10 protein-coding genes are annotated in these 14083 nt (G+C 46.4%); 1 reads left to right on the top strand and 9 read right to left on the bottom strand.

The genetic code is table 11. The annotated features are described in order from the left end of the window. The first annotated feature begins 21 nt into the window (after positions 1 to 21). Entirely contained in the window at positions 22 to 2088 is a 2067-nt protein-coding gene (ppk1, locus tag PSM36_RS14425; RefSeq protein WP_076931519.1) for a polyphosphate kinase 1, read from the top strand. Positions 2089 to 2160: 72 nt separating this feature from the next. Here the strand turns inward: ppk1 and PSM36_RS14420 are convergent, their stop codons facing one another. The 9 genes from PSM36_RS14420 to nusG all read right to left on the bottom strand — a co-directional run bounded on the left by PSM36_RS14420 (position 2161) and on the right by nusG (position 14075). Next, complete coding sequence (locus PSM36_RS14420; RefSeq protein WP_076931518.1) at positions 2161 to 2568, bottom strand: type II toxin-antitoxin system VapC family toxin; 408 nt, start codon at positions 2566 to 2568, stop codon at positions 2161 to 2163. Next, positions 2568 to 2813, bottom strand: a complete 246-nt coding sequence (locus tag PSM36_RS14415) for a DUF6364 family protein (protein ID WP_076931517.1) — start codon at positions 2811 to 2813, stop codon at positions 2568 to 2570. Before PSM36_RS14415 ends, PSM36_RS14420 begins: the two co-directional genes overlap by 1 nt. A 122-nt stretch (positions 2814 to 2935) precedes the next feature. Then, complete coding sequence (gene rpoC, locus PSM36_RS14410) at positions 2936 to 7216, bottom strand: DNA-directed RNA polymerase subunit beta' (RefSeq protein WP_076931516.1); 4281 nt, start codon at positions 7214 to 7216, stop codon at positions 2936 to 2938. Positions 7217 to 7296: 80 nt separating this feature from the next. After that, complete coding sequence (gene rpoB / locus PSM36_RS14405; protein WP_076931515.1) at positions 7297 to 11109, bottom strand: DNA-directed RNA polymerase subunit beta; 3813 nt, start codon at positions 11107 to 11109, stop codon at positions 7297 to 7299. 96 nt (positions 11110 to 11205) lie between these two features. Further along, the gene (rplL, locus tag PSM36_RS14400; protein ID WP_076931514.1) at positions 11206 to 11583 is read right to left on the bottom strand and encodes a 50S ribosomal protein L7/L12; all 378 of its coding nucleotides are present in this window, start codon (positions 11581 to 11583) and stop codon (positions 11206 to 11208) included. Between the two features lie 90 nt (positions 11584 to 11673). After that, positions 11674 to 12186, bottom strand: coding sequence for a 50S ribosomal protein L10 (gene rplJ, locus PSM36_RS14395; protein WP_076931513.1), 513 nt, complete (start codon positions 12184 to 12186; stop codon positions 11674 to 11676). Positions 12187 to 12290: 104 nt separating this feature from the next. After that, entirely contained in the window at positions 12291 to 12992 is a 702-nt protein-coding gene (rplA, locus tag PSM36_RS14390; RefSeq protein ID WP_076931512.1) for a 50S ribosomal protein L1, read from the bottom strand. Positions 12993 to 13007: 15 nt separating this feature from the next. Continuing rightward, the gene (rplK, locus tag PSM36_RS14385; protein ID WP_076931511.1) at positions 13008 to 13457 is read right to left on the bottom strand and encodes a 50S ribosomal protein L11; all 450 of its coding nucleotides are present in this window, start codon (positions 13455 to 13457) and stop codon (positions 13008 to 13010) included. Positions 13458 to 13532: 75 nt separating this feature from the next. After that, positions 13533 to 14075 carry a transcription termination/antitermination protein NusG gene (gene nusG, locus PSM36_RS14380; protein ID WP_076931510.1) on the bottom strand — a complete coding sequence of 181 codons (543 nt, stop codon included), beginning with the start codon at positions 14073 to 14075 and terminating at the stop codon, positions 13533 to 13535. Between the last annotated feature and the right edge of the window lie 8 nt (positions 14076 to 14083).

Here is a 14083-nt window from a genome sequence, read left to right as displayed (position 1 = left end):
AAAAGGTATCGAATTCAAAATATGAACCATCCCACATATAAATACTTCAAACGTGATATCAGCTGGTTGTCATTCAACTATCGTGTACTGCTGGAAGCGAAAGACGAACGGTTGCCGGTGTATGAGCGCATCAAATTTCTCTCCATCTATTCTTCCAATCTCGAGGAATTTTATAAAATACGTGTTTCGGGATACCATAGTTCCCTGCTGGAAAGCATAGACCGGGATGAATCTGTAGAGGAGGCGAAGAAAACTCTCGTGCAGATCAACAGGGAAGTCACTGCTCAGGAAAAGGAGTATGATGATATCTTCAACAATATGATATTACCTGAATTGAAACGCAATGGTATCATATTATATCAGACCGACAAGGTGGAGCCGTTTCATCAGGAATATGTGAAAAAGTATTTTAACGAAGAGGTATTTCCCTATTTGCAGCCAATGATCATTCAGAAGGATGATATTCATTCGTTTATTCAGGATGCCCGCATCTATCAGGTGATCAGTCTCCTGAAAAAGAAGAAAAAGTCTGACAAGCTAGGATATACCTATGCCATAATGAAGATCCCTTATACCAAAATACCCCGGTTTATTCAACTTCCGTCGTATGAAGGCAATCATTATATCATGTTTATCGATGATGTGATCAAAGCGAATATGCAGAGTGTATTCCCGGGATACCAAATTGTGGATTGTTTCAGCATCAAGATTTCACGTGATGCAGATTTCTCGTTAGAGGATGAAGATCAGAAAGATATTGCCGAGGAGATACTTCGCAAGGTGCGCAAGCGGAAGATAGGGGCTGTTACGCGGTTTCAGTATGATAAGAATATGCCGGATTATTTTCTTCAATACCTTTGTGAAGCCTATGAGATTGAAGAGGAGGAGCTACTTCCTTCAGGCCGTTATCTGAACAGGGCTGATCTGTCGAGCCTACCCAATCCGGTGGGTAATTCTTTGAAACAGCAACTCCCTCAACCGCTCAGGATCCCGGAACTGGAAACCAACAGCTCTATTTTGCGGGTACTACGGAAACAGGATGTATTGCTACACTTCCCCTACCAGTCATTTGATTATCTGCTGCGGTTCCTTCTGCAGGCAGCCTTCGATCCGAAGGTGCTGGAAATAAAGGTGACCCAGTATCGTGTGGCAGAGAATTCGGCCGTAATCAACAGTTTGATCAGTGCTGCGAAGAATGGTAAAAAGGTGACTGTCTTTGTCGAACTAAAAGCCCGCTTCGATGAGATGAATAACTATCTCACTTCCGAACTGATGCAGCAGGCAGGGGTGAAGATCATTTACAGCCTTCCGGGATTGAAAGTACATGCCAAACTGGCTTATGTACGGAAGCGTAGCAACGACCCGGATGATCCTATCAAAGGTTATGCTTATCTGGGGACAGGCAATTTCAATGAAAAAACGGCCCGTATCTATTCCGACAAGGGGTTACTTACTTCGAATAAAGAATTTATCAAAGATATCGACGAAGTATTCCGTGTGTTGGAGGGAAAACCCTATATGCGTAACTTCAAGCATTTGTTAGTGACGCAGTTTAATATGCTTCCCGAGACCCATAAGATGATTGAGCGGGAGATCGAACATGTGAAAAGCGGTGGCATAGGGCATATCATCTTAAAGATGAACAGTCTGGAGGATAAAGGGATGATCAATGCGCTTTACCGTGCCAGCGAGGCGGGGGTGAAGATCGACCTGATTATACGCGGTATCTGTTGTCTGGTGCCCGGCCAGCCGTTCAGCAAAAATATCACGGTGACGCGTATTGTAGATGCCTATCTGGAGCATGCCCGGGTCTGGTATTTCTTTAATGGTGGTGAAGAGGATATTTACCTGACGTCGGCCGACTGGATGCAGCGTAACCTGCACCGCCGCATCGAGGTGGCTTTCCCAATCTATACGGAATCACTGAAGCGGCAGATCATCGACATACTGAAAATACAACTTGCCGACAATCAGAGTGCGGCATGGATCGACGAAAACCTGCAAAACGTGTTCAAACACAACGATCAACCTCCCGTACGTGCCCAGCAGGCAATCTATGAGTATCTGAAGAAATCTACCGGACAGTAAGGTATAAAATTTATAAGAAGCGGAAGGATAAAGGATTTGAACTGATAGCCCTATATCGACAATTGATGTATATTACCTGTTCAAAAACTCTTTCGCAGTCAATACTGGAATTCGGGATGTTTTGAAATTTTTTTTATTCCGAGTGATAATAATATTCAGTTTATTCTCTAAGGCTGTATGGTATTGAATGGCATCTTCAAAATCGCGAAAATCGGATGCTAATGCAAGTTCTAAAATTTTATCCTCAAGTGGTAATATTTTTACGAGGAGTTTGAACTTTATCATCACTTTCCGGGCTTCATTTTCACTTAAATGTCTCAAAAGCAAATAATGTGTGTTCGCAAAAGTCAGTGCAGATATAAATAACTTCACATCATTTTCATCAGCCAGAGTAAATAGTTCCTGTGCTTCCTGATAAAAGTTCTCACGCCTGCTTAGCAAGTCGACTACGATATTGGTATCAATTAGAAGATTCTCCATTAGGTGTATTTTTCTGCCAGATAATCCCTATAACTTTTACGCTCGTCGAGTTCCTCTGAAGGAATCACACCCGTCAGGCTTTCAACCAGTGGGCTAACCTTTTTAGATTGTTTATTATCTTTCTGTGTCAGAGAATTCAAATAGTTTTCTATGAGTTTGGATAAACTCACATTATTTTCTTTGGCGTATGATTTCGCATATTCAATGATATCCTTATCAATGTTTAATGTTAGTTTAGTAGTCATATTTTATACTATTTATTACGTGCAAATATAATTATTTATTACGTAATAAACAGATGATTCAAATAAAAACCCGTGCCGGAATCCCGGTACGGGTTTTAATATGATTGTTTCCGAAGAGGTGTTTATTCAGTAGCCTCCTGGAACAGATTTACACGTTTGTTGGCACTCAGTTTCTCGAAGTCTTCGCGTGAGCCGACTACCAATTTGTCGAATTCCCTCTGGCCGGTTCCGGCAGGGATAAGATGCCCGCAGATCACGTTTTCCTTCAAACCATCGAGTGTATCGGTCTTGCCGTTGATGGCGGCGTCGTTCAATACCTTGGTAGTTTCCTGGAAGGATGCGGCCGACATGAAGCTGGTCGTCTGGAGTGCGGCGCGGGTAATTCCCTGCAACACCTGGTTGGCGGTAGCGGGAACGGCATCGCGTGCTTCCACAGGTTTCAGGTCGCGACGTTTCAGCGAGCTGTTTTCGTCACGCAGCTTGCGAGCTGTTACAATCTGTCCCGGTTCGAACAGTTGCGAGTCACCGGCGCTGACAATCACCTTCTTGCCCCAGATGCGGTCATTCTCTTCCATCATCTCGTTCTTGTCGACAAGTTGCTGTTCGAGGAAGCGGGTATCTCCCGGATCCACTACTTCTACCTTACGCATCATCTGGCGTACAATCACTTCAAAGTGCTTGTCGTTGATCTTCACACCTTGCAGACGGTAAACATCCTGAACTTCGTTCACGATATATTCCTGTACCGCAGTCGGCCCCTTGATAGCCAGAATGTCTGACGGGGTGATGGCTCCGTCGGAGAGCGGCATCCCTGCACGTACATAGTCGTTTTCCTGTACCAATATCTGTTTGGAGAGCGGTACCATGTATTTCTTCACTTCTCCTGTCTTGGAGGTGACGGAAATCTCCTGGTTACCACGTTTGATCTTGCCGAAAGATACTTCACCGTCGATCTCGGCAACTACCGCAGGATTCGACGGGTTACGGGCTTCAAACAGCTCGGTCACACGTGGAAGACCTCCCGTAATGTCACCTGCTTTACCTACGGCGCGCGGGATCTTCACCAGCACATCACCTGCTTTGATCTGGTCTCCCTCGTTCTTCACGATGTGGGATCCAAGCGGCAAGGTGTAGGTACGCAGGATATCGTCGTTTTCATCCACGATATGTGCCGATGGTGCCCTGGTCTTATCTCGCGATTCGATAATTACTTTCTCCTTCAAACCGGTCTGTTCATCAGACTCAACCTTATAGGTGATATTTTCGGTGAAACTTTCGAACCGGATCTTTCCGGACGCTTCGGAAACGATGACTGCATTGAACGGATCCCATTCGCAGATCAGATCACCTTTCGTCACTTTGTCACCCTGGTTGAAATAGAGTTTCGAACCGTAGGGGACGTTGTGGGCCAGCAGCACGATTTTGGTGTTGAGGTCTATAATACGCATTTCCACCAATCGGCTAACCACCACTTTGTAGGGCTTGCCTTCGGCATCAGTGGTCTCCACGTAACGGAGTTCGTCGAACTCGAGGGTACCGTCGTACTTGGTTACGACACTGTTTTCTGTAGCGATGTTAGAAGCGATACCTCCCACGTGGAACGTACGCAGCGTAAGCTGTGTTCCCGGTTCACCGATGGACTGGGCAGCGATAACTCCTACCGCTTCGCCTCTTTGTACCATTCTACCTGTAGCAAGGTTTCTTCCGTAACACTTCGCGCAGACACCGTGCGATGATTCGCAGGTGAGTACCGAACGGATCTCTACCCGTTCAATAGGCGATTCTTCGATTTTCTTCGCTATATCTTCGGTGATCTCTTCCCCTGCGTTCACAATGATCTCCCCAGTGTTGGGGTGCTGCACATCGTGCACCGATACGCGTCCTAAAATACGCTCGTAGAGTGAGGCGATCACCTCGTCATTATTCTTGATAGCGGTAGCAACCAGGCCACGCAACGTACCACAATCTTCTTCGGTGATGATCACATCCTGAGATACGTCTACCAGACGACGGGTGAGATACCCGGCATCAGCAGTCTTGAGTGCCGTATCGGCAAGACCCTTACGGGCACCGTGAGTAGAGATAAAGTACTCCAATACCGACAATCCCTCTTTAAAGTTCGCAAGGATGGGGTTTTCGATGATCTGTGCTCCTTCGGCACCGCTCTTTTGCGGTTTCGCCATCAATCCACGCATACCCGACAGCTGGCGGATCTGTTCGCGCGAACCACGGGCGCCCGAGTCGAGCATCATATATACCGAGTTGAATCCCTGATCGTCTTCGGCAAGTTGTTTCATCAGGATATTTGAAAGCTTGGAGTTGATATGCGTCCAGGTGTCGATGATCTGGTTGTAACGTTCGTTATAGGTGATGAATCCCATATTGTAGTTCTCCATGATCTGCTCCACTTCGGCATATCCTTCTGCAATGAGCTTCTCTTTCTCTGCCGGGATGATCACATCTTCAAGGTTGAACGAGAGTCCCCCCTTGAATGCCATGTAATAACCGAGGTCTTTGATATCGTCGAGATACTGTGCCGTGCGGGCTACTCCACAGGTTTTGATCACCTTCCCGATGATATCGCGGAGCGATTTCTTGGAAAGCAGTTCGTTGATATATCCTACCTCTTTTGGAATAGCCTCGTTAGTGATTACACGTCCCACACTGGTTTCGTGCATCTTCCGGATGGGATTGCCTTCTTCGTCGATATCATCCACGACCACTTTCACCAAAGCATGTACATCTACTGCACCTTCGTTATAGGCGATAATGGCTTCTTCTTCGCCGTAGAAGGTCATGCCTTCTCCTTTTGCGCCGGGACGGATCTTGGTAATGTAATACAATCCCAGTACCATGTCCTGTGAAGGCACGGTGATAGGCGCTCCATTAGCAGGGTTGAGGATATTGTGCGATGCGAGCATCAGCAATTGCGCTTCGAGGATTGCCTCGTTGCCGAGCGGCAGGTGGACAGCCATCTGGTCACCGTCGAAGTCGGCGTTGAATGCCGTACATGCGAGCGGGTGCAACTGAATAGCCTTACCTTCGATCAGCTTGGGCTGGAACGCCTGAATACCCAGACGGTGGAGGGTAGGGGCGCGGTTCAGCAGTACCGGGTGGCCTTTCATCACATACTCTAAGATATCATATACTACCGGTTCTTTCCTGTCCACGATCTTCTTGGCAGATTTCACGGTCTTGACGATACCTCTCTCGATGAGCTTACGGATGATAAACGGTTTATAGAGTTCGGCCGCCATATCTTTTGGCAGTCCGCATTCATGCATTTTGAGTTCGGGCCCTACGACGATTACCGAACGGGCCGAGTAATCCACACGCTTACCGAGCAGGTTCTGGCGGAAACGCCCCTGTTTCCCTTTCAGACTGTCGGAGAGTGATTTCAACGGACGGTTCGATTCGGTCTTGATGGCACTCGACTTACGTGAGTTGTCGAACAGCGAGTCTACCGCTTCCTGCAACATACGTTTTTCGTTACGCAGGATCACATCCGGCGCTTTGATGTCGATAAGACGTTTCAGTCGGTTGTTACGGATAATCACGCGACGATAGAGGTCGTTGAGGTCGGAAGTGGCGAAACGGCCGCCGTCCAGCGGCACCAACGGACGCAGGTCGGGCGGAATGACGGGGATCACTTTCATGATCATCCATTCCGGCTTGTTGATATTCTTCGATCCACGAAAAGCTTCTACCACCTGCAACTGTTTCAACGCTTCATTCTTGCGCTGTTGTGAGGTATCAGTGCTTGCACGGTGACGGAGTTGGTAGGCCAGCTTATCGAGGTTGATCCTCTCCAACAACTCGAGAATGGCTTCTGCCCCCATCTTTGCGATGAATTTGTTAGGATCGCTATCCTCAAGCAATTGGTTTTCTTTGGGCAGCGTATCCAGCAACTGGAGGTATTCATCTTCGGTAAGGAGATCCCTCTCTGCTACCTGGTCTCCCAATGCACCGGGTTGAATCACCACATATCTTTCATAATAGATAATGGAGTCTAGTTTCTTGGTCGGGATTCCCAGGAGATACCCTATTTTATTGGGTAATGACCTGAAATACCATATGTGAGCCACCGGAACCACCAGATGGATATGTCCTGTACGTTCGCGACGTACTTTTTTCTCGGTAACTTCCACGCCGCATCGGTCGCAGACAATACCTTTATAGCGGATACGTTTGTACTTTCCGCAGTGACATTCATAGTCTTTTACAGGCCCGAAAATCCGCTCACAGAACAGACCGTCGCGTTCGGGTTTATAGGTGCGGTAGTTGATGGTCTCGGGTTTTAACACTTCGCCGAAAGAATTCTCCAGAACCTGTTCAGGCGACGCCAGCCCAATAGTAATTTTTGAGAAGTTACTCTTTATTTTGTTCTCTTTTCTAAATGCCATATACTAATCAGTATAAAGAATTATTTTGTTTAATTTGCTAATAATTCAATCCCGATTTATCGGCATTGAATTATTGTCGATTAGTCGAGACTGACGTTAAGACCCAGTCCTCGCAACTCGTGGAGCAATACGTTCAACGATTCGGGGATTCCGGTCTGTGGCATCGGCTCACCTTTCACGATGGCTTCATACGCTTTGGAGCGGCCTACCACATCGTCTGATTTGACGGTGAGTATTTCCTGAAGGATATGTGCCGCACCGAATGCTTCGAGCGCCCAAACCTCCATCTCTCCGAAACGTTGACCCCCAAACTGTGCTTTACCGCCCAACGGCTGTTGTGTGATAAGCGAGTAGGGACCAATAGAACGGGCATGCATCTTGTCTTCCACCATGTGGCCGAGTTTGAGCATATAGATGATACCCACGGTTGCGGGTTGGTCGAAACGCTCACCGGTACCACCGTCGTAGAGATAGCTCTTACCGTATGCCGGTACCTTGGCCTTATCTGTCCAGGTGTTCAGGTCGTCGAGCGATGCTCCGTCGAAGATAGGAGTAGCAAATTTCACTCCCAGTTCCTGTCCGGCCCATCCAAGTACGGTCTCGAATATCTGTCCGAGGTTCATACGTGAAGGCACACCCAGCGGGTTCAGCACGATATCTACGGGTGTTCCGTCGGCAAGGAAAGGCATGTCTTCCTGACGTACGATCCTGGAAACGATACCCTTGTTACCGTGACGTCCTGCCATTTTGTCTCCTACCTGTATCTTCCGCTTTTTCGCTACATATACTTTGGCGATCTGCATGATTCCCGAAGGAAGCTCATCACCAATGGTAAAGTCGAAACGTTTCCGTTTCAATTCTGCATCCAGTTCCTTGTAACGGTGCAGGTAGTTGATTACCGTAGTACGGATCTGCTCATTCTTTTGAGCATCAGCCGTCCATTTGTTCAATTGGATCGATTGGTAATCGATCTCGGCGAGCACCTTGTGTGTGAATTTTGCCCCTTTGGGAACAATATCCATATTGGTATAGTCTTTCACTCCCACAGAGGTTCTGCCTTCGGTGAGTGCAAGTAACTTATTGATAAGCACTTTCTTCAACTCTTCCATTTTGAGTTCATACTCTTCGTCGAGTTTGGGAAGAAGCGCTTTGCTGGAAAGTTTGGTTTTTCCTTTCTTGGATGCTTTCGAGAAGAGGTTGGTATGAATAACTACACCTTTGAGCGAAGGAGATGCTTTCAGTGAGGCATCTTTCACATCACCCGCCTTGTCACCAAAGATAGCGCGGAGCAATTTTTCTTCGGGTGAGGGATCGGATTCACCTTTCGGGGTAATCTTACCGATCAGGATATCTCCCGGTTTGATGCGTGCTCCCACACGGACAATCCCCCTTTCATCAAGGTCTTTGGTAGCCTCTTCACTTACGTTGGGAATGTCGGAAGTAAGTTCTTCCATCCCACGCTTGGTTTCACGTACCTCAAGCGAGAATTCTTCCACATGGATAGAGGTGAAAATATCTTCACTTACCAGCCGTTCGTTCAATACAATGGCATCCTCGAAGTTGTAACCTTTCCACGGCATGAATGCCACTTTCAGGTTGCGGCCCAGTGCCAGTTCTCCGTTTTGCGTGGCGTATCCTTCGGTAAGGATTTCGCCTGCTCTCACCTTTTGTCCCACTTTACATATAGGACGAAGGTCGACAGTGGTATTCTGGTTGGTCTTCCGGAATTTTGGGATGTTGTAAATCTTTACGGCATCCTCGAAACTGGTGAATTCCTCTTCCTCAGTCCGGTCATATTTTATTTTAATGGTGTTGGCATCTACATAGAGGATCTCTCCGCTTCCCTCGGCCATGATCTGGGTACGCGAGTCTTTGATAACCTGTCCTTCGATACCTGTACCTACGATAGGCGATTCGGTTCTCATCAACGGAACGGCCTGGCGCATCATGTTCGATCCCATCAATGCACGGTTGGCATCGTCATGCTCAAGGAACGGAATCAACGATGCGGCAATAGAAGCAATCTGCATAGGCGATACATCCATCAGTTCCACCTCTTCCGGGGCGATCACGGGATAGTCGGCATCCTGTCTTGCTTTCACACGCGGGTTGATGAAGTGGCCCTTGTCGTCGAGTGGTGCATTTCCCTGCGCGATCAGCTTGTCTTCCTCCTCTTCGGCGGCAAGATAGATGACTTCGTCGTTGTTGATATTCACCACTGCGTTCTCTACCTTGCGGTAAGGCGTTTCTATAAATCCAAGATCGTTGATCTTTGCGTAGACACAGAGCGAGGAGATAAGCCCGATATTCGGTCCTTCAGGTGTTTCTATCGGACAAAGACGGCCGTAGTGGGTGAAGTGCACGTCGCGTACCTCAAATCCGGCACGCTCACGCGAAAGTCCACCCGGTCCGAGCGCCGAGAGACGGCGTTTATGGGTGATCTCAGCCAGCGGGTTGGTCTGGTCCATGAACTGCGACAATGCATTGGTCCCAAAAAATGTATTGATGACCGACGAAATGGTTTTCGCGTTGATCAGGTCGATCGGGGTGAAAACTTCGTTGTCACGCACATTCATTCTTTCACGGATGATACGTGCCATACGGTTCAGACCTACTCCAAACTGGGTATACAACTGTTCCCCTACCGTGCGTACACGCCGGTTACTGAGGTGGTCGATATCGTCCACCACGGCTTTGGAGTTGACAAGCTCGATAAGGTATTTGATGATCTCAATCATGTCTTCTTTGGTGAGGACACGTGTATCGACATCGATATCGAGATTCAGTTTTTTGTTGATCCTGTAGCGGCCTACGTCGCCCAGGTCATATCTTTTCTCCGAGAAAAAGAGATTGTTGATTACCTCCCGTGCACTGGCGTCATCGGCCGGTTCCGCACTTCTCAGCTGACGGTAGATGTGACGGATGGCATCGATCTCCGTATTACTCGGGTCTTTCTGTAATGTATTGTAAATAATGGAATAGTCGGAGGTGTTGGCCGTTTCTTTGTGCAAAAGGATAGAGGCGACACCCGATTCAAGGATATCGTCGATATGCTCCTGTTCCAGCACAGTTTCACGCTCAATGATCACCTCGTTCCTTTCGATGGAGGTTACCTCACCCGTATCTTCATCGACAAAATCTTCCATCCATGATTTCAGTACGCGGGCGGCTAACTTGCGCCCCAGCACTTTTTTGAGGTTTGCTTTATTCACTTTTACCTCTTCAGCCAGGTCAAAGATCTCAAGGATATCCTTGTCGCTTTCGAAGCCTATGGCACGTAGCAGTGTGGTGACCGGTAATTTCTTTTTCCGGTCGATATAGGCATACATCACATTATTGATGTCCGTGGCGAATTCAATCCATGATCCCTTGAACGGAATGATACGGGCAGAATAAAGCACTGTACCGTTCGCGTGGAGGCTCTGGCCGAAGAATACGCCGGGAGAGCGGTGCAATTGTGAAACAATTACGCGCTCGGCGCCGTTGATGACGAACGTACCTTTTTCGGTCATATAGGGAATAGTACCGAGATATACATCCTGGATGACAGGAGTAAAATCTTCGTGGTCGGGATCGGTACAATATAGATACAACTTTGCCTTCAGCGGGACACTGTAGGTGAGCCCTCTGTCTATACACTCGTCGATGGTATAGCGCGGAGGATCAACATAGTAATCTAAAAATTCAAGGACGAAGTTGTTTCGGGTATCTGCAATGGGGAAATTCTCCGTGAAAACCTTATACAATCCTTCATTCTTTCTACTTTCGGGGGGGGCGTCGAGTTGAAGGAAATCCTGAAACGATTTTAACTGTACCTCCAGAAAATCGGGAAAATCAAGCGGATTTTTAATCGACGCGAAATTGATTCTTTGATTGGCGTTATTTGAAGACATGGATGTGAGTTTTTGAACCTACTATATATTGACACAAAAGGTTAAGAATCTTCCGATAGAAGATTCCTAACCATATTAACCTAAATTAGGTAAATGTTATTTAAGTTCAACTTCTGCTCCAGCCTCTTCAAGTTGTTTTTTCAAAGCGTCTGCTTCGTCTTTTGTTACACCTTTTTTCAATTCGCTGGGAGCTCCGTCTACCAAGTCTTTGGCTTCTTTCAAACCAAGTCCGGTGAGTTCTTTAACTGCTTTAACTACAGCTAATTTTGCTGCACCTGCGCTCTTGAGGATTACATCGAATTCTGTTTTTTCCTCTACAGCGGCTTCACCAGCTGCGGCGGGGCCTGCAGCAACGGCAACAGCTGCGGCTGCCGGTTCAATACCGTATTCGGTTTTTAAAATTTCAGCCAGTTCATTAACCTCTTTTACAGTCAGGTTAACCAAGTCTTCAGCAAATTTTTTTAAGTCTGCCATTGTTGTATTTGTTTAATTGATTACTAATTCTGTTTGTTGTAAAATTAAATTCAACCATCTTCGTCGGGCATAAATAGCCTGACTGGACAGTTATCTTTCCGACAATGTTTTCAATACTCCGTGGATAGTGTTGCCACCGGATTGAAGTGCGGAAATAACGTTCTTTGCAGGTGATTGCAACAGTGCGATCACATCTCCGATCAACTCCGTCTTGCTCTTGATGTTCACCAAATTTTGCAAGGTATCTGCTCCAACGAAGAAGCTTTCTTGCACGTAAGCACCTTTCAAAGCCGGAATTTTATCGGCTTTGTATTTATCAATAAGCTTGGCCGGAGAATTCGCCACGTTGGAGAACATAATGGCTGTATTTCCCTTCAAAATAGGATACAGTTCACTATAATCCCTGTCGAGCGATTCGAATGCTTTCTGCAAAAGGGTATTCTTCACCACTACCAGCTTGATCCCCTGTTTGGAACACTCCCTTCTTAAGTTACTTGTCTTCGCTGCATTGAGTGTAGCGATGTCAGTAAGGTAGAAGTTTTCATACTCCTGGAGATTAGCGGCTATCTGCTCTATTATCTGTTTTTTATCTTCCTTTTTCATATGATTGAACTATTTTTTTCAGAGGTATCATATGGAACTCGCTTAAATCATCTATCTCTGAGAGAATAATTTATCTGCTCGTTTCATCTGATTTTCTCACTTTTTTAGTTGGATTCATCTGCCGATTTGGTGTCCACTTTAATACCCGGACTCATCGTACTGGAAAGATAAATACTCTTGATATAGGTACCTTTTGCCGCGGTCGGTTTTAATTTGATCAACGTTTGGATAAATTCTTTTGCGTTGTCTCGAATCTGTTCGGGCGTGAAAGATACTTTTCCAATAGAGGTGTGAATAATACCGGCTTTGTCTACCTTAAAGTCGATTTTCCCTTGTTTTACCTCGTTCACGGCTTTCGCCACGTCGGGGGTAACAGTACCGCTCTTGGGATTTGGCATCAGTCCCCGTGGCCCTAAAATACGGCCGAGGGCACCAATCTTACCCATGATCTGCGGTTGTGTGATGATTACATCCACATCGGTCCAACCACCTTTAATCTTTTCGATATATTCATCGAGTCCCACATAGTCTGCGCCGGCCTCTTTGGCAGCGGCTTCAGCTTCTGGAGAGCACAATACAAGAACTCTTACTTGTTTACCTGTTCCGTGAGGAAGGGATACAACCCCTCTCACCATCTGGTTAGCTTTACGCGGATCTACGCCGAGGCGTACATCGATATCTACAGAAGCATCGAACTTGGTGGTGGTAATTTCCTTCACCAGTGCTGCAGCTTCTTTTAGTGAATAGGTCTTTCCCTCTTCAATCTTGCTTAAAGCCAACTTTTGATTTTTTGTCAGTTTACCCATGTCTCAATTGAAGTTTTAATTGGTGATATTTTCCGGGAAATCCCCTTTGACTGCGATACCCATGCTCCGAGCCGTTCCGGCTACCATCCGCATCGCTGATTCAAGTGTGAAGCAGTTTAAATCGGGCATTTTTTCCTCAGCAATTGCCTTTACCTGTTCCCAGGTAACTTCCGCAATTTTCTTACGGTTAGGTTCTGCTGAACCGCCCTTTTGTTTGCTGACTTCTAAAAGCTGAATCGCAACCGGTGGAGTTTTAACAATAAAATCAAAAGACTTGTCGGTATAATAAGTGATTACCACTGGCAACACTTTTCCGGCTTTGTCCTGAGTTCTGGCATTGAATTGCTTGCAAAACTCCATAATGTTGATCCCTTTGGAACCCAATGCGGGTCCTACCGGGGGAGATGGGTTTGCAGCTCCTCCTTTGATTTGTAATTTTAGTTGTCCGGCAACTTCTTTAGCCATTTTTTTGATTTTAATAAATTGGGGTTTTCGAAACACTTTAAAGAATTTACAGAATCTGCGTAACCAAATATCTGATTATTCTTTCTCTACTTGCATATAACCCAACTCGAGGAGTTGTTTTCTTCCGAAAATTTTCACCATCACCTTGAGTTTCTTCCTCTCTTCATTCACCTCTTCTACCACACCGGAGAAACTGCTGAAAGGACCTCCGATCACTTTCACGCTTTCGCCTACGTAGTATTTGGTATCCATTTCGTCGCCTGCCTCTTCCAACTCGTCCATCGTTCCGAGGATCCGTTTTACTTCCGACTCCCGCAAAGGTTGGGGATCAGTTGTGTTGGGTAGAAAGCCGGCAACATAATTGATATTCTTTAGTTCGTGAATTACCTCACCCGTCAGCTCTGCTTCAATAAGCACATAGCCGGGAAGATAAGCGCGTTCTTTCATCACTTTCTTTCCGTTGCGTATTGAGTAAGTCTTTTCTGTGGGGATGAGAACCTGAGAAATATACTTCCCCAGATCGGTCTTCTTCATCTCTGATTCAAGATACTCTTTGACTTTATTTTCTTTTCCACTAACGGAACGCAGTACGTACCATTTTTTTCTCTCATCAGTCATAGTTAGTC

Origin of the sequence: Proteiniphilum saccharofermentans (genome assembly GCF_900095135.1) — a bacterium.
GTDB classification, from domain to species: domain Bacteria; phylum Bacteroidota; class Bacteroidia; order Bacteroidales; family Dysgonomonadaceae; genus Proteiniphilum; species Proteiniphilum saccharofermentans.
Note: the sequence above shows the minus strand (reverse complement) of the source record. Positions and strands in the feature narration are given on the sequence as shown.

Coding starts and splice junctions, on each gene's coding strand:
- ppk1 (WP_076931519.1), top strand. CDS start 22: ATGAACCATCCCACATATAAATACTTCAAACGTGATATCAGCTGGTTG.
- PSM36_RS14420 (WP_076931518.1), bottom strand. CDS start 2,568: ATGGAGAATCTTCTAATTGATACCAATATCGTAGTCGACTTGCTAAGC.
- PSM36_RS14415 (WP_076931517.1), bottom strand. CDS start 2,813: ATGACTACTAAACTAACATTAAACATTGATAAGGATATCATTGAATAT.
- rpoC (WP_076931516.1), bottom strand. CDS start 7,216: ATGGCATTTAGAAAAGAGAACAAAATAAAGAGTAACTTCTCAAAAATT.
- rpoB (WP_076931515.1), bottom strand. CDS start 11,109: ATGTCTTCAAATAACGCCAATCAAAGAATCAATTTCGCGTCGATTAAA.
- rplL (WP_076931514.1), bottom strand. CDS start 11,583: ATGGCAGACTTAAAAAAATTTGCTGAAGACTTGGTTAACCTGACTGTA.
- rplJ (WP_076931513.1), bottom strand. CDS start 12,186: ATGAAAAAGGAAGATAAAAAACAGATAATAGAGCAGATAGCCGCTAAT.
- rplA (WP_076931512.1), bottom strand. CDS start 12,992: ATGGGTAAACTGACAAAAAATCAAAAGTTGGCTTTAAGCAAGATTGAA.
- rplK (WP_076931511.1), bottom strand. CDS start 13,457: ATGGCTAAAGAAGTTGCCGGACAACTAAAATTACAAATCAAAGGAGGA.
- nusG (WP_076931510.1), bottom strand. CDS start 14,075: ATGACTGATGAGAGAAAAAAATGGTACGTACTGCGTTCCGTTAGTGGA.